This window comes from Riemerella anatipestifer, assembly GCF_009670965.2.
In the GTDB taxonomy this organism is placed as follows: Bacteria; Bacteroidota; Bacteroidia; order Flavobacteriales; family Weeksellaceae; genus Riemerella; species Riemerella anatipestifer_B.
This window is the reverse complement of record NZ_CP073239.1, coordinates 1184773-1202996: the sequence shown is the minus strand read 5'-3', so window position 1 is coordinate 1202996 and position 18224 is coordinate 1184773. Positions and strand designations below refer to the sequence as shown.

General features: G+C 34.8%; 22 protein-coding genes and 5 tRNA genes. 4 read left to right on the top strand and 23 right to left on the bottom strand.

Features of this window, described 5'->3' with window-relative positions:
* The first annotated feature begins 84 nt into the window (after nt 1-84).
* Nucleotides 85-966, top strand: coding sequence for an alpha/beta hydrolase family esterase (locus tag D1J36_RS05570; RefSeq protein WP_154137539.1), 882 nt, complete (start codon nt 85-87; stop codon nt 964-966).
* 57 nt (nt 967-1023) lie between these two features.
* Here the strand turns inward: D1J36_RS05570 and D1J36_RS05565 are convergent, their stop codons facing one another.
* The 19 genes from D1J36_RS05565 to rpsU all read right to left on the bottom strand — a co-directional run bounded on the left by D1J36_RS05565 (nt 1024) and on the right by rpsU (nt 10951).
* The gene (locus tag D1J36_RS05565; RefSeq protein ID WP_154137538.1) at nt 1024-1590 is read right to left on the bottom strand and encodes a hypothetical protein; all 567 of its coding nucleotides are present in this window, start codon (nt 1588-1590) and stop codon (nt 1024-1026) included.
* A gap of 21 nt (nt 1591-1611) precedes the next feature.
* A complete protein-coding gene (locus D1J36_RS05560; protein ID WP_154137537.1) occupies nt 1612-2418 on the bottom strand; it encodes a hypothetical protein in 807 nt (268 codons plus the stop codon).
* A gap of 11 nt (nt 2419-2429) precedes the next feature.
* Entirely contained in the window at nt 2430-3014 is a 585-nt protein-coding gene (locus D1J36_RS05555) for a hypothetical protein (protein WP_154137536.1), read from the bottom strand.
* Nucleotides 3015-3158: 144 nt separating this feature from the next.
* Nucleotides 3159-3527: a 50S ribosomal protein L7/L12 gene (rplL, locus tag D1J36_RS05550; protein WP_013447123.1), complete on the bottom strand. Its 369-nt coding sequence runs from the start codon at nt 3525-3527 to the stop codon at nt 3159-3161.
* A 72-nt stretch (nt 3528-3599) separates the two neighbouring features.
* On the bottom strand, nt 3600-4103 hold the full coding sequence (rplJ, locus tag D1J36_RS05545) for a 50S ribosomal protein L10 (RefSeq protein WP_004916775.1): 504 nt from the start codon (nt 4101-4103) through the stop codon (nt 3600-3602).
* 13 nt (nt 4104-4116) lie between these two features.
* Nucleotides 4117-4809: a 50S ribosomal protein L1 gene (gene rplA / locus D1J36_RS05540; protein WP_004916771.1), complete on the bottom strand. Its 693-nt coding sequence runs from the start codon at nt 4807-4809 to the stop codon at nt 4117-4119.
* Between the two features lie 11 nt (nt 4810-4820).
* Nucleotides 4821-5264 carry a 50S ribosomal protein L11 gene (gene rplK, locus D1J36_RS05535; protein WP_004916770.1) on the bottom strand — a complete coding sequence of 148 codons (444 nt, stop codon included), beginning with the start codon at nt 5262-5264 and terminating at the stop codon, nt 4821-4823.
* Nucleotides 5265-5492: 228 nt separating this feature from the next.
* Nucleotides 5493-6035 carry a transcription termination/antitermination protein NusG gene (gene nusG / locus D1J36_RS05530; RefSeq protein WP_014937424.1) on the bottom strand — a complete coding sequence of 181 codons (543 nt, stop codon included), beginning with the start codon at nt 6033-6035 and terminating at the stop codon, nt 5493-5495.
* A 20-nt stretch (nt 6036-6055) separates the two neighbouring features.
* Nucleotides 6056-6262 (bottom strand): preprotein translocase subunit SecE, encoded by a 207-nt coding sequence (secE, locus tag D1J36_RS05525; protein ID WP_079207557.1) that lies wholly within the window; start codon nt 6260-6262, stop codon nt 6056-6058.
* A 13-nt stretch (nt 6263-6275) separates the two neighbouring features.
* Nucleotides 6276-6346: transfer RNA gene (locus D1J36_RS05520), tRNA-Trp, on the bottom strand.
* An 87-nt stretch (nt 6347-6433) separates the two neighbouring features.
* Complete coding sequence (gene tuf, locus D1J36_RS05515) at nt 6434-7621, bottom strand: elongation factor Tu (protein WP_004916760.1); 1188 nt, start codon at nt 7619-7621, stop codon at nt 6434-6436.
* 172 nt (nt 7622-7793) lie between these two features.
* Nucleotides 7794-8813 (bottom strand): quinone-dependent dihydroorotate dehydrogenase, encoded by a 1020-nt coding sequence (locus D1J36_RS05510; protein WP_154137535.1) that lies wholly within the window; start codon nt 8811-8813, stop codon nt 7794-7796.
* Nucleotides 8814-8907: 94 nt separating this feature from the next.
* Nucleotides 8908-8979: transfer RNA gene (locus tag D1J36_RS05505), tRNA-Thr, on the bottom strand.
* Nucleotides 8980-9020: 41 nt separating this feature from the next.
* Nucleotides 9021-9093, bottom strand: a tRNA-Gly gene (locus D1J36_RS05500).
* 95 nt (nt 9094-9188) lie between these two features.
* A tRNA-Tyr gene (locus D1J36_RS05495) sits at nt 9189-9271 on the bottom strand.
* A gap of 14 nt (nt 9272-9285) precedes the next feature.
* Nucleotides 9286-9359 (bottom strand) — tRNA-Thr (locus D1J36_RS05490).
* A gap of 108 nt (nt 9360-9467) precedes the next feature.
* Complete coding sequence (gene hpf / locus D1J36_RS05485; RefSeq protein ID WP_004916755.1) at nt 9468-9758, bottom strand: ribosome hibernation-promoting factor, HPF/YfiA family; 291 nt, start codon at nt 9756-9758, stop codon at nt 9468-9470.
* Between the two features lie 27 nt (nt 9759-9785).
* Nucleotides 9786-10661: a tyrosine-type recombinase/integrase gene (locus tag D1J36_RS05480; RefSeq protein ID WP_154137534.1), complete on the bottom strand. Its 876-nt coding sequence runs from the start codon at nt 10659-10661 to the stop codon at nt 9786-9788.
* A gap of 92 nt (nt 10662-10753) precedes the next feature.
* Nucleotides 10754-10951: a 30S ribosomal protein S21 gene (gene rpsU, locus D1J36_RS05475; RefSeq protein WP_154137533.1), complete on the bottom strand. Its 198-nt coding sequence runs from the start codon at nt 10949-10951 to the stop codon at nt 10754-10756.
* Nucleotides 10952-11126: 175 nt separating this feature from the next.
* On the opposite strand from rpsU, the gene D1J36_RS05470 reads away from it, so the two are divergent.
* Nucleotides 11127-11972, top strand: a complete 846-nt coding sequence (locus tag D1J36_RS05470) for a DMT family transporter (protein WP_154137670.1) — start codon at nt 11127-11129, stop codon at nt 11970-11972.
* Between the two features lie 2 nt (nt 11973-11974).
* Complete coding sequence (locus tag D1J36_RS05465; RefSeq protein ID WP_154137532.1) at nt 11975-13060, top strand: PorV/PorQ family protein; 1086 nt, start codon at nt 11975-11977, stop codon at nt 13058-13060.
* A 1-nt stretch (nt 13061) separates the two neighbouring features.
* On the opposite strand, the gene D1J36_RS05460 is transcribed toward D1J36_RS05465, so the two are convergent.
* From D1J36_RS05460 to D1J36_RS05445, 4 genes are read right to left on the bottom strand one after another with little or no spacing between them, the layout of a single operon-like run.
* The gene (locus D1J36_RS05460; protein WP_154137531.1) at nt 13062-13754 is read right to left on the bottom strand and encodes an RluA family pseudouridine synthase; all 693 of its coding nucleotides are present in this window, start codon (nt 13752-13754) and stop codon (nt 13062-13064) included.
* Nucleotides 13755-13763: 9 nt separating this feature from the next.
* Nucleotides 13764-14075, bottom strand: coding sequence for a hypothetical protein (locus D1J36_RS05455; protein WP_154137530.1), 312 nt, complete (start codon nt 14073-14075; stop codon nt 13764-13766).
* Nucleotides 14076-14084: 9 nt separating this feature from the next.
* A complete protein-coding gene (gene panB, locus D1J36_RS05450; RefSeq protein ID WP_154137529.1) occupies nt 14085-14900 on the bottom strand; it encodes a 3-methyl-2-oxobutanoate hydroxymethyltransferase in 816 nt (271 codons plus the stop codon).
* A gap of 20 nt (nt 14901-14920) precedes the next feature.
* On the bottom strand, nt 14921-15634 hold the full coding sequence (locus D1J36_RS05445) for a Crp/Fnr family transcriptional regulator (protein ID WP_064964799.1): 714 nt from the start codon (nt 15632-15634) through the stop codon (nt 14921-14923).
* 89 nt (nt 15635-15723) lie between these two features.
* On the opposite strand from D1J36_RS05445, the gene D1J36_RS05440 reads away from it, so the two are divergent.
* Nucleotides 15724-18117, top strand: coding sequence for a heavy metal translocating P-type ATPase (locus tag D1J36_RS05440; RefSeq protein WP_154137528.1), 2394 nt, complete (start codon nt 15724-15726; stop codon nt 18115-18117).
* Nucleotides 18118-18224: the final 107 nt, after the last annotated feature.

The following is an 18224-nucleotide window of genomic DNA, read 5'->3' as shown; positions in this document are numbered from 1 at the left end:
AACCAAAGATACTCTTACAAAAAAAAGAACCCTCTACTTAGGCGGAAGATTTTTAGTATATTTGTGTAACAAATTAACTAGCTTATGAAAAAGCAACTTTTATTTTTTTTAGGAATGCCTGCGCTAGCTTTAGCACAACTAACAGCAGGAGTTCAGACTTATAGTGTTTCGGGACGAAGCTATGACGTTACAACACCGTCTGACTATAACCCCGCTAAAGAATATCCTATCGTATTTGAGTTACACTCTTTTGATAAGGATAGAACCCAAATGAATGACCCAAATGTAATCAATGAACAACAATACATTTCCGTTCGTCCTGAGGGAACTAGCGTATTTGGGGTACGAGCTTGGAATTCTTGGAGTGCCACCAAAAGTTTTTTTGGCGATGACGTAAACTACATTACTGCTGTTTACAACGATATTAAAACTAAATTAGGCAGTAAGTTTAATGCTGATAAAGTCTATGTATATGGCTTCAGCAACGGAGGTGCTATGGCAATGAAAATGATAGAGGAGACTTCTTTATTTAAAGCTGCTGTTATCCGTTCTATGAGTTTTGAAAGCGGACATAACATTCCATCTACAGCTTCTAAAGTCCCTATGATATTTATTCACGGTACGGCAGATGAAACTGTACCTTATCAAGGTGGAAGCGGGAAGTATGGTATTATCTCTCCTAATTTTGAATCTATTAAAACTACCGTTGATAAGTGGGCTTCTCATCTAGGACTCACCCAACCTGTAGAAATAAAATATCTAAAAGGAAGCTCCACTGCATCAGATAAAGATTTCTATTTTAGAGAATATTCCAACGCTACAAACCCCATCTACTTCTTTGTAATAGATGGTGGTGTACACGCTACAGACCAGCAGTTCTCTAATAGTAACATTAAGAGAGCCATGATTAAACTAACACAAAATCCTAAATGTTACGGTATTTATAGACTTGCTTGTGCACAATAACTAAAAAAAGAGCTACTTTTTTAGTAGCTCTTTTTATTTCAATTAATATTTCCTTATTTATTTCCAAGTCCAAAAACTCCATTCTGTACCATTGTAAACACAAAGCTGTTCTTTACCCGGCGTATCATCAAAAGCCATCATCCCAGGTGCTGGATTAGCAATACTTTTTTGAACATCTTTAAATTTTGGTAATACTAATGCCTTAGAGGTACTCTCTAAAACCAAAATACTATTAGCTGTACTACTAGAAGCCCCCATAACTACTTGAGCAGTACTTTTTTCCACATTAGATGACAAAGAGGTATTTACTGGGATAGCATTAGTGGTACTAGCCAAATAGTTTAAATCTTGCCACAATCCGTTTATTTTAACTTTTACCTTTTTATCACTTCTATCTAAGACAAATGTACCATTAGGAGTAGCTGTATTGTCTACTAAATTGGCATGAGAAACCCCAACAACCCAAGGCAGTATAATCCCTTTTTTCTCTGCATTATTAAACTCTAGAAGCACTGAATCTCCATTAGAATTAGTATTGAGAGAGCCTGTACCTATATTAACCTGAGCCTTAAGAAAAGTCCCCGCACCTAATATTACTAATATAGTTGAATATATGTATTTCATTATTTCTATTTTTTATTATCTCTACAAATTATTCTTATTATAGGAGGTTCCACTAGGACACCCCGTCTTATTCATACACTTCCACTCTCTTACTACCGTTGGAGATGTACTTGTTTCCACATAGGCTTTCAAACAATTTTCCACAGTATCATAAACTAACATACCTACCACAGGATTTTTTATAGCTAACATTTCACTTGTCGTCATTCTTGTAATCGTGAACCCCTTAGACTCAGACTCCAAAGCTATATGTCCACCTTTACGAGACATTGGCCAATTTTCACTAGATTCTGAAGTAAGTCTACTCAAAGCACTAATACCCACCTTAGTATCTAACTCCGTAGCTGAAGAACTATTGGCTAATGTACAAAAGCATCTTTCATTAACAGAAGCATTGTATGGAGAATTACTATTACTAACTCCTTGTCCAACCGAATTAGCATCTACTTGTGCTACCCCTTGAATACCAGAAGTATTATTCGCTGCCGTGTTTACAATTTCAGGGACACCATTAGCACCTGTTATTTTAGAAATAATGTCTGCTCCAGAAGTTGATATTGTACCATCTGCTTTAGCTATAATAGACCATTTCTTAGCGACAAAAGGCGTTGTCATATCTGCTGCAGCCAAATAAGTCATATTCACATTATCCGTTCCTTCTACAGCATCTGGACACCCATCTCCATCTGAGTCTGTATCTAAGTCATTTGGCACACCATCTCCATCTGTATCACAAGCAGTAGCTAAAGCAAAAATAGAATACGCCACCACATCTCCTGTTGTAACAGCCGAAATACCTTTACTAGTAATATTGATATTACTCACCATAAGATCTTTAGTTAGACCTCTGATATATAAATCAGACGCAGTAGTCCCCCTGTTGAAAACACCACCTCACCTGTAGCCGTATTATAGGATACTAATCCTTGATTTCTCCCTAGCAACACTCTACCAAAAGCCGAGTTGGGTGTTGTCCCATTTACCTTAATAGTGTATGTAGCATTAGGAGAAGCATTATTTGCATTAACATCGTTTATCATAATTACAATCTCACTAGCAGGCACAGGAGATGCAAATGTTATCGTCATATTTACATTAGACGAAGACGTCACTCTATTATCCGCTCCAGATTGACCAATATTATAAGTTACCTGCTTATCACTTACACTTGATACTACAGCTTGAGCAGCAGGAAACCCCGTATAAGATACTGTTGTGGAGGTTAACCCCTTCCATGTAGTAGATGTATTATTAGCTAAGAAGTTTTTGGGATATTCTATTATATCCAAAATTCCATCGTTATCATCATCTAAATCTTCAAAATCAACTATTCCATCTCCATCCGAATCAGGTGAAGAATATTGAGCTGGTGAAATAGCTACTATAAATAAAAATAGAAATCTTATAAAGTAAATTTGCTTCATATTATTATTAAATTAATATATTTTAAAATTATTTAAATTCTACCAAATAGCATGCCCTAAAAATTAATAATTTAAAAAATAATCAAAAAAAAAAGCTACAGCATATTAAATCTACTGTAGCTTTTATCTAATTATTAGATAATATTACTTTAACTCTACCTCTGCACCAGCTTCTTCTAGTTGCTTCTTAAGAGCCTCAGCTTCATCTTTAGAAACTCCTTCTTTAATTGGAGCAGGAGCACCATCTACGATATCTTTAGCTTCTTTAAGACCTGCACCTGTTAAGTCTTTCACTAACTTAACGATAGCTAATTTAGAAGCTCCAGCTGATTTTAATATTACATCAAACTCAGTTTTTTCTTCAGCAGCTTCCCCAGCACCACCAGCAGCAGCAACTACTGTAGCAGCAGCAGGCTCGATACCGTACTCATCTTTAAGAATTTGAGCTAATTCATTTACATCTTTTACTGTAAGGTTCACAAGCGTTTCCGCTAAATTTTTTAAATCTGACATTTTCTTAATGTTTTTGTTGTTAAACGATTTATATTATTTTTTGAGTGTTTCTTTGTTAATTGGTAAAAAGGCTTACTCAGCACCTTCTTCCTTCATTTTGTCTTGGTTTTGAAGAGCAGAAAGAATATTTCTGATAGGAGACTGAAGTAATCCAATGATTTCTCCAAGCATCTCTTCCTTAGACTTAAGACTTGCAAGAGCACCTAGTTTGTCATCTCCAATATAGAAGGTTTCATCTAGGTAAGCTGCTTTTAGTGCAGGAAACTCTGCATTTTTTCTAAAATCTTTAATCAGCTTAGCAGGAGCATTAGCCGTCTCTGAAATCATTAAAGCAGAATTACCTTTAAATGTTGCAAACATTTCAGAGTAATCTACTCCTTCCATTTGCTCCATTGCTTTTCTAAGTAAAGTATTTTTTACTACTTTTAACTTAATGTTATTCTTGAAGGCTCTTCTTCTAAAATCTGAAGTCGCAGAAGCATTCATTCCTTCAAGGCTTGCTACATATACATTCTTAGCATCTTGTAGCAATTCTTTTATCTCTTGTATTACTAATACTTTTTCTTCTTTAGTCATTGTCTTACAGATTTTAGTTTACAGATTTAGTATCGATTGCTATACCAGGCCCCATTGTAGGAGAGATATAAATACTCTTCATATAAGTTCCTTTAGCAGCTGTAGGCTTAAGTTTTATTAAAGTTTGCACCAATTCTTGTGCATTTTCTTTAATTTTTTCAGCATCAAAAGATACTTTACCTATAGCAGCATGTACGATACCATACTTATCCACTTTAAAGTCTATTTTACCTGCCTTAACTTCAGAAACCGCCTTTCCTACTTCCATAGTTACAGTTCCTGATTTAGGGTTTGGCATAAGACCTCTCGGACCTAACACTCTACCTAGAGGACCTAATTTCCCCATTACAGCAGGCATAGTAACGATAACATCTACATCTGTCCAACCACCTTTGATTTTCTCTAGATACTCATCAAGACCTACAAAGTCTGCACCAGCCTCTTTAGCTTCAGCTTCCTTATCTGGAGTTACTAAAGCTAAAACTTTAACATCTTTACCAGTCCCGTGAGGAAGAGAAACAACCCCTCTTACCATCTGATTCGCTTTTCTCGGGTCTACACCCAATCTCACAGCGATATCTACAGAAGCATCAAACTTTGCAGTACTTACCTCTTTTACCAAAGCCGAAGCTTCTTCAAGAGTGTAAAACTTATTTTTTTCTATCTTAGTAGAAACTTCTTTTTGCTTTTTAGTTAATCTTGCCATTTGATTTAATTTTAAGCGTTAGTAGGTTTAGTTCCTGTTACCTTTAATCCCATAGATCTAGCTGTACCAGCAACCATACTCATTGCAGAATCAAGAGTGAAGCAGTTTAAATCCGACATCTTATCTTCTGCTATCTTCTGTACTTGCTCCCAAGATACGCTACCTACTTTCTCTCTGTTAGGCTGTCCTGAACCTTTTTTCACTTTAGAAGCTTCCAAAAGCTGCACAGCTGCAGGAGGAGTTTTAATTACGAAATCAAATGATTTATCTTCATACACTGTAATCACTACAGGTAATACCTGTCCTGGTTTATCCTGAGTTCTTCCGTTGAATTGCTTACAAAACTCCATGATATTTACCCCTGCAGAACCTAAAGCAGGTCCTACTGGAGGCGAAGGATTAGCAGCACCACCTTTCACCTGGAGCTTAACCATTTTAAAGACTTTCTTTGCCATGTTTGTTTTTTAAAAAATTAAAAATATAAAAAATGTGGAAGCATTCTTTGTTAATAACCTAAGTTAATTAGAACTGTAATTCTCTCACCTGAATACACTTCTCCTCAGATTACGAGGTGCAAAATTATATATATTTTTTTTAGCACGCAAATAAATTTACATTTTATTAGAACTAAAACCACCTCGCAACAACGAAGTGGTTTATTGTTAACCTAAAAATATATAAATCTATATCTTCTCTACTTGCATATAGTTAAGTTCAAGAGGCGTTTTTCTACCGAAAATAAGAACCATAACTTCTAATTTCTTTTTATCCTCGTGAATTTTCTCTATCGTTCCATTGAATCCATTAAATGGTCCATCAATCACCTTAACACTCTCGCCCACCACATAAGGAATATCAACATCTGTAGCAAACTGTGACAATTCATCCATCCTACCTAACATTCTATTTACCTCAGACTTTCTCATAGGAACAGGATCTCCTCCTTTAGTAAGACTCAAAAAAGAGATAACACCTGGTATATTCTTTATAATATGAGGCACTTCTCCCGTAAGATTAGCTTCCACCATTAAATAACCTGGATAGTAAGGTTTCTCTTTCTGCACCTTCTTTCCATTTCTCATTTGAATTGTTTTCTCCATAGGAATAACTATCTGAGAAACAAAATCCTCTAACTTAAATCTTTGGATTTCATTTTCTATATAGCTTTTCACTTTATTTTCCTGTCCGCTTACTGCTTTCAGCACATACCATTTAAGCTCACTCATCGGATAAAAACAATTATAAATTAATTAAATAAGTTAATAAGTAAACTAAAAAGATTATTGATTGACCTACTAAAAAGAGTATCAACTCCAAAAGTAAATAAAGCCAATATTAAGGTAGATACAGCTACAACCGTAGTGGAAGACTGTAAATCCATCCACTTAGGCCATTCCACCTTATCCTTAAACTCTATATACGAATCTTTTAAAAAGCTTACTAACGAACTCATTTTAAACAATTTGCACGGGCACTAGGATTCGAACCCAGATCAACGGTTTTGGAGACCGGTATCCTACCATTGGACGATGCCCGTAAGTTAATTTTAATAAAAAAATAAGAGCTTCCAGAAAACACTTTCATTCATCTGAAAGCTCTTTTATTTATTGTTTTAGAACTAGGATTAGTCTAAGATTTCAGTTACCTGACCAGCACCTACAGTTCTACCACCTTCTCTAATTGCAAATCTAAGACCTACGTTAAGAGCGATTGGTTGTAATAATTCTACAGTAATAGTTAAGTTATCACCAGGCATTACCATCTCTACTCCTTCTGGTAAGAAAATCTCACCCGTAACGTCTGTAGTTCTTACATAGAACTGAGGACGATATTTGTTATGGAAAGGAGTGTGACGACCACCTTCTTCTTTAGAAAGGATATAAACCTCTGCTTTGAATTTTTTGTGCGGAGTTACAGAACCTTGTTTAGCGATAACCATACCTCTCTTGATATCTGTTTTTTCGATACCTCTTAAAAGTAATCCTACGTTATCACCAGCCTCACCTCTGTCTAAGATTTTTCTAAACATCTCAACCCCAGTTACAGTAGATGTTAATTTCTCATCTCCCATACCTACGATATCTACAGGGTCACCAGTATTGATAACACCAGACTCAATTCTACCAGTTGCTACTGTACCTCTACCTGTAATAGAGAATACATCTTCGATTGGCATCAAGAATGGTTTATCTTGATCTCTAACTGGCTGCTCAATCCAAGTATCTACTGCTTCCATTAAAGCATCTACAGTAGCTACCCACTTAGCCTCTCCGTTAAGAGCACCTAAAGCAGAACCTTGGATTACAGGAGAGTTATCTCCATCATATTCGTAAGTAGAAAGTAAATCTCTCACTTCAAGCTCAACAAGCTCAAGAAGCTCTGGATCATCAACCATATCTACTTTGTTCATAAACACTACAATTCTAGGTACATTTACCTGACGACATAACAAGATATGCTCTCTTGTCTGTGGCATAGGACCATCAGTAGCAGCTACTACTAAGATAGCACCGTCCATCTGTGCAGCACCAGTTACCATGTTCTTAACATAGTCGGCGTGACCAGGACAGTCTACGTGAGCGTAGTGTCTGTTTTCAGTTTCATACTCAATGTGAGCTGTATTGATTGTAATACCTCTTTCTTTTTCCTCTGGAGCAGAGTCAATAGAAGAGAAATCTTTTACTTCAGCAAGACCTTTATCTGCTAATACTTTAGAAATAGCCGCAGTCAAGGTAGTTTTACCGTGGTCTACGTGACCAATAGTACCAATGTTTAAGTGCGGTTTGTTACGATTAAACGTTTCCTTTGCCATGATTTTAATATTTAATTTTACTAATTTTTAATTTTACCCCCTTTTCGGTCTGCAAATATAGTATTTTTTTTGAAAATAAAAATATTTTCATTAAAATTTTATCACCCTAAGTACTAATCTATACTTTCCCACTATATAATTAAGTTTCAAAAAACATATAAATACATAACTTTTATAGCTCTGATAAAATCTTCTTATTTATCCTTTTTACTAAAGTTGGCCCCTCATATATAAAACCTGTATAAAGCTGTACCAAGGTAGCTCCAGCTTTTATTTTTTCTAAAGCATCTTCTTCAGAATGGATTCCCCCAACTCCAATAATAGGAAAAACACCTCCGCTTTTTTCTGACAGAAATTTAATTACCTCCGTTGCTCTTTCTCGAAGAGGTTTACCAGACAATCCCCCAACTTCAGATTTTAAATTTGACTTCAGGTTTTCCCTACTTACAGTTGTATTAGTAGCTATAACCCCCGCTGTATTTGTTGTCTTTACAATATCAATTACATCCAAAAGTTGAGAATCTGTAAGGTCAGGAGCAATTTTTAACAAAATAGGTTTCTGTTTTATTTTCTTTTGATTTTCTAGTTGAAGTAGTTTCAATAATTTTGTAAGTGGTTCTTTCTCCTGTAAATCTCTTAAATTAGGTGTATTAGGAGAGCTAACATTCACCACAAAATAATCTACATAATCATAGAGTGCATTGAAGCATATAATATAATCTTCCTCTGCATTATCATTATTGGTAACTTTATTCTTCCCTATATTTCCTCCTATAAGCACTCCCTTATTTTTTTTCAATCTTTTTACCACCTCATCTACTCCTCCATTATTGAATCCCATTCTATTTATAACCGCTTCATCTTCCTTCAATCTAAATAATCTTTGTTTATCATTCCCGGGTTGAGGCTTAGGTGTAATGGTTCCTATTTCTATAAAACCAAATCCAAAAGACGAAAGCTCTTTGTACAACTTAGCATCCTTATCAAATCCAGCCGCTAACCCTACAGGATTTTTAAACTTTAATCCAAAAACCTCCCTTTCTAATTTGGGATTCTCTATCACATAGCGAGAACTCACTAAAGAAGAAATAAACGGTATCTTAAAAAGAGTTTTTATAAACTTAAAGGTAAAATGATGAACCTTTTCTGGGTCAAAACGAAATAATAACGGACGAATGACTGTTTTATACATTTTTATTAGGATTTATTAGATTTACAAAAATAATAAACCCTACAATGAGAAACTAATAAAAACAAAAAAAATCTCTCATTACTGAGAGATCCAGAGCCAATATCGGGACTTGAACCCGAGACCTCTTCCTTACCAAGGAAGCGCTCTACCGCTGAGCTATATCGGCTTATAAAAAAATCACAAGCCGCAATGGTTGTGATTTCTTAGAGCGGAAGACGGGGGTCGAACCCGCGACATTCAGCTTGGAAGGCTGACGCTCTACCAACTGAGCTACTTCCGCGTTTAATTTTATTACTTTGTTGGTAACGGTGTGCAAATTTAAAAACTTTTATTTAAACTCACAAATATTTCAAATATTTTTTTTTAAAAAAAATGTGGGGAGAGCAGGATTCGAACCTGCGAAGTCTCACGACAACGGAGTTACAGTCCGTCCCATTTGGCCACTCTGGTATCTCCCCAGCAATCTTTTATGAGCCTCCAGAGGGATTCGAACCCACGACCCCGAGATTACAAATCACGTGCTCTGGCCAACTGAGCTATGGAGGCAAATATTTGTATATTTCAAATAAACAACTGTTCTCTTTTGCGGTTGCAAATATACAACACTTTTTTCGAAATAAACAAATATTTTATCAAAAAAAATGAAAAAATATTTTAATTTTTCTCTTTCTTCTTGATTAACAATTTTTTAGCAATATCATGACATTTATCTATTGCTTCTTCAAATGTAGCACAAGTCTTCTTTACCACAATATCATCTCCTGGCACAGCCAAAATAACCTCCGCCGTTTTATTTTCTTTTTCTGATGTATTTTCTACTTTCAAAAAAACCTGACACTCTAAAATTTTATCATAAAAAGTATCTAATTTATTTAATTTTTTATCTAAATACTCCTCTAATGGTTGATGAGGCGTAAGCCCCATTGCTTGAACTGTAATTTTCATAAAATTATTTTTTATAAAGTTATTTTCTTATTTCTTTCCTCTAGGATGAAACGAGTTAAGCACTTTTTTCAACTTATTAACATCTGCTGATGTATACACCTGAGTAGATGCTAAACTCGCATGGCCTAAAATCTCTTTTACCTGAGCAATTTCCGCACCATTTTCCAAAACATGCGTCGCAAAACTATGCCTTAGCATATGAGGACTTTTCTTTTTTTTGGAAGTTACAGCACTAAGATAGTTATTTACTACAGAATATACAAATTTCCCCGTTAGTTTTTGACCACTTTCTCGAACAAAAAAACAATCCGAATTCTCTTTAATAGGGATCCTTTCTTTTTCAAGATACAGTTTTAATTCTCTTTTTATATTTTCTGAAATAGGTATCTCTCTCATCTTATTACCCTTACCTACAACCCTTATCATATTCTGAACAAAATCCACATCTTTTAATGCAAGCCCACACAGCTCCGACTTACGCATTCCTGTTTGGTAAAGCAATTCTATAATAAGTTTATTTAGCAATAACTTTTCTTCGTTTAAAACACTTCGCAAATTTTCCATTTCCTTTTGAGAAAAAGGAATTTGTTTTTCTCCATAAAATTTCAAAGAAGACACCGTTTCCATAGGAGACGCAGAAATAATCCCCAATTTGACAAGATAAATATAAAAACTCCTTAACGCAGATAATTTTCTATTGATGGTTCTCTTGCTCAGATTATTTTCACTAAGATAGACCACAAAATTTCTTATTACTTTTTTATCAACACTTATCAAGGTATCTACCCCTTCAGTTTCTTTAACAAAATCAGAGAAATCTTGTAAATCTCTACTATAACTAGCAAGCGTATTTAAGGAATACCTTTTCTCAATTGTAATATAATCTAAAAATTTCTCAATCATACAGGAAAAATATCTATCAAATATAAATAAAAAATCACTTCCTAATTCTAAATTAAGAAGTGATTTTTAGTCTTAAACCTAAGAAGAAATTTTTATGCTTGTTCTTCTTTGCTTAAAGCTCTTTGCTTGTGAGCCGCTCTTAAAATCTGCTGTCTTCTAAGTACAGAAGGCTTAACATACTGCTGTCTTGCTCTTAAAGAACGTACAACACCAGTTTTGTCAAATTTCCTTTTGTATTTTTTCAGCGCTCTGTCGATGGACTCTCCATCTTTTACTGGAATTATTAGCATAGTTTACATCTCATTTTCGGGTGCAAAAGTAAGGCTTTAATTTTTATATTCCAAATTTAACCTATTTTTTTACCTAAAAAATTGATGTTTTAGCATTTATTTTCGTTCTTTGCAGTTTAATTTAAGATTAAAAATGTGGAATAACACAACATTTAGATTACACCTAATTGTATTCATGTGGGGATTTACAGCTATTCTTGGCAAAATGATTAGCTTAGACACCTACACTTTGGTTTTTTACAGAATGGGGCTCACCGCTTTAGTTCTTTTTATTTTTCTACGATTTATAAAACGAAAAAGCATCAAACTTTCTTCTAAACGGCTATTACAACTACTTGGCATTGGAGTTATCATGGGGCTTCATTGGTTGTTTTTCTTTCAATCTATCAAAGTTTCCAATGTATCTATCGCTCTTAGCTGTGTAGCTCTATCTACTATTTTTGCTTCTATAATAGAACCCATTATCTATAAAAGAAGACTAGACTGGACAGAAGTTGCTATAGGCATTGTAATATTGGGAGGAATGGGACTTATCTTTAAAACAGAATTTAGATATGTAGAGGGGATTATCTACGGAGCTACCTGTGCCTTACTAGGAACTATTTTTTCTATTCTTAATGGGAAATTATCACAAACCACACCAGCTAGCCATATTATTTTTTATGAAATGATAGGTGGGTGGCTCCTCGTGAGCACTATACTTGGTATTAATGGAACTCTTGACAATATACACGAAATAGGAATTAAAGACACCCTACTAGTTCTAATTCTTGCCATTGGCTTTACTGCATACCCTATGATAGAATCCACCAGCTTAATGAAAGTGATTTCGCCGTTCACTCTTATACTAACCGTAAATCTAGAACCTGTGTATGGAATTATATTAGCTTACCTCATATTTGGTGAGTCAGAACACATGAGCCCTATGTTCTACCTAGGAGCTGGAATTATGATTTTTTCTATAGTCGCCAATGGTATCATAAAAGCAAAACGAAAAAAAGCATTAAAAACAAGTCATTAAACATGAAGACTTTATTTAAAATTATTACCCTCATATTACTATTAGTTTTCAATCTAAATATTGCCCAAATCGTTAGAAAATATTCTAATGAGTTTCTAAACATTGGTGCTGGTGCTAGAGGACTTGCTATGGGAGGTGCCGTTATTTCGAACCAAGATGATGTTTATTCTCCAATGTGGAATCCTGCTGGGCTAGCAAAAATTGAAAACGATTGGCAAGCCTCTGCTATGCACGCCGAATATTTTGAAAGCATTGCCAAGTATGATTATATGGCTTTCGCAAAGCCTTTGGATTACAACAAAGGTGTTTTTGCATTCTCTTTAGTAAGGTTAGGTGTGGACAATATCCTCAACACTACTCAAATGATAGACGGCGAAGGTAATATAGATTATGATAGAATTACAAAATTCTCTCAAGCCGACTACGCCGCTCTACTCTCCTATGCTTTTCGTCCAACCCATAAATTAGATGTTGGAGTTAATGCTAAACTGGTTTATAGAAATGTGGGGAAATTTGCTAACGGATTTGGGTTTGGGTTTGACATAGGAGCTATCTATCATTCGGATAAAGGGTGGAATTACGGTGCGATGCTTAGAGATGCTACTACTACGGTTAATTTTTGGTCTATAAATGAAAAAGAACTTTCTACCGTGGTTAACGGAGAAGAATTCAACCCCGCTCCTAAAAATAAAATGGAGTTATCTATGCCAAAATTAAACTTAGGAGTTAGCAAAAATTTTGAACTCAATCGTGATTTTGACTTTCTCCCAGAGGCAGGTCTTAATATTGATTTTACAAGAACTGCAGCACTTATTTCTACTGACTTTGCTAGTATTACTCCTTATCTAGGAGGTGAACTTTCTTTTCAAAAAATGATTTTTGTAAGATTAGGCGTTAACCGATTTCAAAATATCACAGACCTTGAAAGTCAAAAAAGACAATTATCATTTCAACCAAGTGCAGGCGTAGGTATTCGCTATAGAGGATTAACATTAGACTACGCCATTACCAATTCTGGCATTGGAGGAAGTAATTTTTACTCTAACTTTTTCTCGCTAAAGCTAGATATAGCAAATTTCAGAAGATAAATTACTGTACAACTCCGTCCTCACACGCTCGCCAAACAGAGTCTTGATATGGCACAGGAGCTACAATGGTTATTTTCTCTTTGGATACAGGGTGAATAAAATCTAATTTTCTAGCGTGAAGAGAAATTCCTCCATCTGAATTAGAACGAGAAGCACCATATTTTAAATCTCCTTTTATAGGAACTCCTATCTTAGACAACTGAGCCCTAATTTGGTGATGACGACCAGTTTCTAAATCTATCTCTAAAAGCAAATAATTATCTAAACTCAATATTAAATTATAGGATAAAATAGCTTGTTTAGCACCTTCCGTAGGTTTAGTAAAGATTATCGCTTTATTATTTTTTTCATTCTTTTTGAGATAATGAACCAATTTTTGAGAAGGAGAAATCATTTCTTTAGGAACTATCGCCCAATAAGTTTTTTTAATTTCTCTATTTTTAATCATTTGGGTTAACCTCGTAAGAGCTTTAGATGTTTTAGCATAAATTACCAACCCAGATGTTGGACGGTCTATCCTATGCACCAACCCTAAAAAAACATTACCTGGCTTATTATCTCGTGATTTTATAAAATCTTTTATCAGTTCTAGTAGTGAGGCATCACCTGTTTTGTCCCCTTGAACTAATTGTCCCGCCTTCTTATTGATAACTAGCAGATGATTATCCTCATAAAGAATCTGTTCTTGAATCATAAATAATTATTAACCTCTACGACCAACAAAAGAAATAACCACCCCAAGAAGTAACCCCACAGTCTTAATAATCTCAAAAGAAGAGCCCATGGGTAAAAAAGCTCCCACAATACAAAGCCCTGCTGCTAGATACATTAAATAGGAGTATTTTTTATTAGGTAATATTCCTCCCATAAGAATAAAACTTCCTCCGACAAGGATATAAAATATTTGTCTAGAAATAATATAGTTAATCTCTGGAGAAAATGGATTAACCCAACCCACTACAATACACAATATCGCTGCAACAGAAACAATGCTCTGTAAAGTTCTTTTATCCATAATTAAATTTTAATAACTCTCCGACTCATTAGGAAAGTCTAATGTTTTTACATCTTTAACATATTGAGATACTGCTCCTGTAATTTCTGAATAAAGGTCCAAATAGCGTCTTAGAAACTTAGGAGAAAAGCCTTGATTCATACCCACCATATCCTGATAAACCAAAACCTGCCCATCACAATTAACACCTGCACCAATCCCAATGGTAGGAATAGAAATGCTTTCGGTTACTTTTTTAGCTAACTCGGACGGTATTTTTTCTAAAACAACAGCAAAACACCCTAATTCTTCTAACAACTGAGCGTCTTTAATTAGTTTTTCAGCTTCGGCTTCTTCTTTTGCTCTTACCTTGTAAGTTCCAAATTGATTGATTGATTGTGGCGTAAGCCCCAAATGTCCCATTACAGGAATACCCGCATTGATGATATTTTTTATCGCTTCTGAAACTTCTTCTCCTCCTTCTAATTTTACAGCGTGAGCCTCTGACTCTTTCATGATTCTCACTGCTGACTCTAAAGCTTTTTGAGGATGACTTTGATAAGTCCCGAATGGCAAATCCACTACCACCAAAGCTCTCTCCACCCCACGAACCACAGATTGTGCATGATATATCATATGATCTAGGGTAATTGGCAATGTAGTTTCATAACCTGCCATTACATTAGCTGCTGAGTCTCCAACTAGAATAGCATCTACCCCTCCTGCATCTACCATTTTTGCAGTAGTAAAATCATATGCCGTAAGCATCGTGATTTTCTCCTTGCTAAACTTCATTTTTCGCAAGGTTTCAGTGGTTACCTTTTTTATTTCTGAATGTACAGACATATTTCTACCTCATTAAAAATTTAGAGAACCACATGTCCTACTTTCTTCAATTTATCGTGGTCTTTTATCTTGATATTTCTACCTTCCACTTCGATAAGACCATCATTTTTAAACTCAGAAATAAGCCTAATGGCACTCTCTGTTGCTGTACCTATAAGATTAGCAACCTCTTCTCTAGTAAGGCATATTTTAATGAAGCCTTCAGGGTCTGTTCCTAACTTAAGTTCTAATAAAAGTAAGATTTCGGCTAGTCTTTCTCTAACCGTTTTTTGTGCTAAAAAAGTAATAGTATTAGATGATTCTCCTAATTCAAAAGCAATTTTTTGCATCATCGCAAAAGACAATCTAGAGTCTGCCTCTAATAGTTGCATAAAAATATCAGACGGCACAAAAGTAGCCTCGATTTCCGTCATTGCTTCTGCTCTAGCTTGAAAGTTTTCATCGCAGAGTAATGAACGATAGCCTAATATATCCCCCTCCTTTACTATTCTTAGAATATGATCTTTACCATAAACTCCAGATTTCGAAAGCTTAGCTGTACCTTTCTCTATAAAATAAACTCCTTTGGGTAGCTCTCCATCATCAAAAAGTACATCTCCCTTATCATACTTTAAAACCTCCTTACTTGATGTATATTTCTCAAAATCTTCAGGTTTAAGGTTTTTCTGAAAGAACGCTTCACTAAAGACTTCTTGAAACTTTTTTTCAATTTCTAACTGTTTTTCAAACGACATTTAACTGATATTTATCAGCAAAAATACTATTTTTTAATATGTGTAACCAAGTTTTTTATTATATTTTTGCGTGTTAAACTTTTGAGGTAATGTCAGAAAAATGTTTTCACTGCGGACTAGAGATAGATAAAGAAAGAATTTCTTTTGACGAAAAAACGTTCTGCTGCAACGGTTGCAAATCAGTTTACGAAATACTAAATCTCAATCAATTAAGTGATTTTTACGAACTAAATAAAAATGCTGGAATCCGACCAAACACAGACGGCTCTTCACAGTTTGACTACTTAGACACCCCTGAGGTATTTGACAAAATTGTGGACTTTTCAGAAGGCAATTCTACCTTAGTAACTTTTAAAATACCTGTAATACACTGCTCCTCTTGTATATGGTTACTCGAAAGCCTCAAGGACATCAATCCACAAATACGCTATTCCCAAGCTAATTTTACGAAGAAAACATTACAAATTTCGTTTAATCATAATGAGCTAAAACTAAGTGAACTTGCAAAATTTTTAACCAATCTTGGTTACAAACCCGTTATTAACCTAGAAATAAGTGAGAAAAAGGTAGAAAAAATAGACCGAGATTTAATCATCAAACTTGCTATTGCAGGTTTTGCATTCGGAAATGCGATGATGTTCGCCCTTCCTGAATACCTTTCTTGGATTACAAAAGAAAACGATTTCTGGATTAACCAATTTGCTCCTTTCTTTAGGTTTTTAACTTTGTTACTCTCCATTCCTGTAGTTGCTTATTCTGCTTCGGATTACTACAAATCTGCATGGTACGGACTTAAGAACAATATTGTGAATATAGATGTGCCTATTGTTTTAGGGATACTCGTTCTTTTCGGAAGAAGCGTCTACGAAATAGCTACAGATTATGGACCTGGTTATTTTGATACTCTGTGTGGATTGTTATTTTTTATGCTAATGGGAAAATTTTTCCAAAAGCGAACCTACACTGCACTGTCCTACGATAGAGATTACAAATCTTTCTACCCTATCGCCGTAACTAAAGTAGATTTTGAAGGCAAACAAAAAAATATTCTCCTATCCGAAATTAAAGTTGGTGATAGAATTTTAGTGCGAAATCAAGAAATTATTCCCGTAGACGCAATTCTTATTAGTGGTGAAGGCAATATTGACAACAGTTTTATTACTGGGGAATCAGCTACAATACCTAAACAACCAGGTGATAAAATTTTCGCAGGGGCTAAACAGCAAGGTGCTATTTTGGAACTAGAAGTTATTAAAACCGTAGACCAAAGCTACCTTACCCAACTATGGAACAAAGAGGCTTTTAAACAGAAAGAAACAGGTCTAGATAACCTTACTAATAAGATAAGTAAATATTTCACATTCATTATATTAGGCATCACGCTAATCGCAGGAATCTATTGGTATAGAATTGATTTAGAAAAAATGTTCCAAGTAATATCTGCAATACTTATAGTAGCCTGCCCTTGTGCGTTAGCTCTATCAGCTCCGTTTACATTCGGACACATTATGAGAATATTAGGCAGAAAAAAATTCTACGTTAAGGATACTCTTACCATAGAAAAACTTGCTAAAATCAACACACTCGTATTTGACAAAACAGGCACTATTACCTACAACACCAAATCCAACATCAAATATGAAGGTAATACTATTAGTGAATTTGATTTGAAAAATATTAAAACTTTACTCAAAAATTCCAACCACCCTCTATCCAAAAATTTATACGAACATATAGAAACAACTGACGAATATTTCCCAATAGAAAACTTCCAAGAAATAGCAGGTAAAGGATACTCCGCTCAGGTCAGAAGCCAAGTTTATAAAATTGGTTCAGCTTCGTTTACAGGACAAGAAAGCAAAAACTTAGAAACTGCTGTTTTCATCAGTAAAAATGATGAGTTTATAGGGAAGTTCATATTTAGAAATGAGTATAGAGAGGGACTTTCTGAAATGTATCAAAAGCTCCACTCTTATCCTATCCACATCCTTAGTGGAGATAATGCTTCCGAAACCAATCAGCTCAAAAAAATAATTCCAAATGTAGCTAACATGAGTTTCAACCAAACTCCAGAGGATAAGTTGGACTACATACAAAACCTACAAAATTCAGGACAAAAAGTAGCTATGTTAGGTGATGGTCTTAACGATGCTGGTGCATTAAAACAAAGTAATATAGGGATAGCTGTATCTGATGATACCAACTCCTTTACTCCATCTTCTGATGTTATTATGGATGGGAAATTCATTAACTTTTTACCAGACTATTTAGCTCTAAGCAAAGATGCTATTAAAATAGTATCAGCTACTTTTGTTATAAGTATATTATACAATGTGGTAGGTCTAGGCTTTGCCGTTACAGGACACTTATCTCCTCTAGTTGCGGCTATACTAATGCCTTTAAGTTCTATAAGTGTGGTATCATTTACCTCTGCTACCACATGGCTAACAGCAACTAGATATTTTAAGAAAAAATCAAATTAGACATTTTTATCTTATTTAGAAGTGTTATAAATTAACTTTTTTTAACAGTTCCTGATTTAAGTCATTATATTTTCCTTAATTTTGGGGGCAATTTAATTTTATATTTG